The 2280-nt window shown below is 49.7% G+C and carries 2 protein-coding genes; both read right to left on the reverse strand.

Annotated features, from left to right (window positions below):
• On the reverse strand, positions 1 to 765 hold a 765-nt coding region (locus AC2FNV_RS23435), incomplete at its 3' end, for a serine/threonine protein kinase (RefSeq protein WP_496774718.1).
• 337 nt (positions 766 to 1102) lie between these two features.
• On the reverse strand, positions 1103 to 2280 hold a 1178-nt coding region (locus tag AC2FNV_RS23440), incomplete at its 5' end, for a dynamin family protein (protein ID WP_496774719.1).

The following is a 2280-nucleotide window of genomic DNA, read 5'->3' on the forward strand; positions in this document are numbered from 1 at the left end:
GTTCAGGCGGGTTTGACCGTCGATTGGACGTTCGCCGGTTATGGCGTGATACAGGGTTGCGGCCAAGACATATAGATCACTACTGGGACTTTGTTCCGCGCCCCGAACATAGAATTCGTGCGGCGAGTAGCCGTCCTTTATTACCCGCAACGTCAACAAAGCAGTCGATTTGTGCGCTGCTTGCTCGCGTGCCGCACCAAAATCAATCAGAATAGGTTCACCATTCTCGTTGATCAGAATATTGTCTGGCGAAATGTCGCGATGCAACATTCCGCTTTGGTGTATGAAGGACACTGCGGACAGCATCTTCTCTGTGACCTGAACAATAAACTCCGGATCACCTCTGTTTTCGGCGTTCTCAACATATTCCAGAAGGTCGCAACCACGGACAAAATCCATCGCGATGTAAGCGGTATTGTTGTCCTCGAACACTTGATGAACGTCGACGATATTTGGATGTACAAGACGGGCATGGTTCCTGGCTTCAAGAATAAACAGGTCGATGATTGCCCTAAGATCTTCGTTGAGCCCCGGGTTTACCGCCTCGACGAAATCTCCATTTCTACGACACAGGGCGCTGGGGTAACACTCCTTGATGACCACATCGCGCTCAAGGCTATCGCGGGCCAGATAGGTGATACCAAAACCGCCATTGCTGAGAAAACGAAGAATCTCATACTGACCGCGCAGCAACTTTGCCCCTGGTTGGAGGCCTTCTATCTGAGGTTCGTCGTGCGTCGCACCAACAGCCTGGTTGTGGCTCATTTCTTCCCGCCCATTCCATTCACTTTGCGGTAAAAACAATCGGACTTATCGCCCGCAAACTCACAACCAGACACAACCGCAGTACACTTGTGAACGGTTAGACGTTTCAAATTTGACTTTAATGGGGCCGCCTGATGGCTTCACTATGGATCAAATTTCATCAAATACTATATATAGACTGTGGGCAGACAATATTCTATATATAGTGTTTTTCCTTTAAAAAAATACGAGCATATACAGCGAATTTTGACGATTGGTCTACAAATTCGAAACAATTGCAGCGTGATTCTGAACACGCCAAACCGCGATCCAGACACTCAATTTAAGCGTGAACGTATCACGTCCCGGTTTTAGTAGGGGCGGAAGCTACCGTACTTCCAGCCCAAGCCAGATTATCGCTGAGTTGTGCAAGGATACCGACTGCATCTCTTAACGGTGCATCGCCGCTCTCAAATTGCAATAGCATCAAAAGGTCCGTCGCTTTTTCAAATTCACCTGGAACCCAGTCCGCACTAGCATCAATTTCCGTGCCCGAATCCAAACGCTCAGCAAAATCTTCGACAATTTCCTGACAGCTTTGTAGAAAAGTCGAGGGCTCAATGTCCGCATTCTCACGAAGTTCGTTGCAGATCCCGGCAATTGCGACCAACCAATCCTCTAGGATCGGGTTGTTCAGCGGAGGCAGCGACACGCTAAGACTGGTGTGAACATCTTGTCCATCTGCTCCCGATGTATCATGCTCAACTGTAACTGGAGCCTCGATACTCGCAAGGAAGGGATCAAAGTGGTCTTTCAGATCGTTACGAGCGGACAGCAGATCGCTCTGACGATATTCGGAAGCCACCCGCAAGATTACTTCAGCGAGTTTTGAGCCGCCACAAGATTCCCAAAGTCTGAAATCAGGTTCAGGTTCCTGGGACATGGCTTTTACAGCCAGCGGCGTACCAATTGGAACAACCGCCTGGAACATATCACTATTTTCCTTTTCCAATCTCCGCAAAACGCGATCACGCGCTTCGTCGTCGGGTAAAAGATCGGCATGTGTCACGGCCAACAAACTGCTCTCGCGCAGCTTTTTCGGCACTTGCCGCCAAAGGTGGCGTTCAGTTTCCCGCCACGCGCTCGTGCCATTGGTGCACCAGATGGCGCAATCCACATAATCCAGCAGAGCCAAAGTTTGCTTATATGACTCGTCAAGAGCATCTGAACCAGGCAGGTCGAAAAGCGAAATATCCCGCAGAGCAGGGGTGTTAAGACCGATCGAAATAAAATCCGGATTGTCAGCGGCCGCTTTTTCCAATGTTACGCCAGAATAAACTTTAGGTTCCTTGCCCCACCAACCAACACTAGTTTCGGGTTCTTCAGCAAAAGCAACAATCACAAGAGGCAGTTTCTGTTGCTGCGGACCGGTGGGCAAAATGTCAGCTCCTGCCAGCATATTGGCTAAACTGGATTTTCCGGCACCAAACTCTCCGGCAAAACCGATAGCCACGGTGTTGGACAACCGCTGCGCAT

The sequence above is a fragment of the Ruegeria sp. BHSA163 genome (assembly GCF_059613365.1).